This is a genomic window from Paenibacillus sp. 01T422, from assembly GCF_056398785.1.
This window is the reverse complement of the sequence record NZ_JBFTQB010001697.1, coordinates 1-403: the sequence shown is the minus strand read 5'-3', so window position 1 is coordinate 403 and position 403 is coordinate 1. Positions and strand designations below refer to the sequence as shown.

Annotated in this window: 1 protein-coding gene; it reads left to right on the top strand. The window is 47.9% G+C overall.

The window, feature by feature from the left end; translation table 11 throughout:
• Positions 1-48: 48 nt before the first annotated feature.
• Positions 49-403 (top strand): NanQ anomerase/TabA/YiaL family protein (locus AC1DUA_RS40820; RefSeq protein ID WP_477505038.1); only part of this gene is annotated, 355 nt, incomplete at its 3' end.

Genomic DNA, 403 nt, shown 5'->3' with positions numbered 1-403 from the left:
GAGCGTCATATGTGGCCCGCGGCAATAGGTCGGGGGATCGACTACATTTTGAGCCGTAATTTAAGCGAGGTGGAGGCTGGCAGATACGATTTAGAAGGAGATAACGGCGACTTGATGTTTGCTAATGTGCAAGAGGTTGTCACCCGTCCAGCTGAGGAACAACTGCCGGAATCACATGTTGTGTACACGGATATACAGTTCCTTGTCAGCGGTGAAGAGAAGCTGTGTTTCTATAAGCTGCATCCGGATGCCAAAGTCATCGATAACAAATTCGATACGCATGATGTCGCTTTTTATGAAACAGATCCAGCTCAACTTGAGACAGGCATACTGTTGAAGCCGGGCATGTTCGCGGTATGTTTCCCTTCGGATATTCATAGGCCTAACTGCACGATTACTGAAG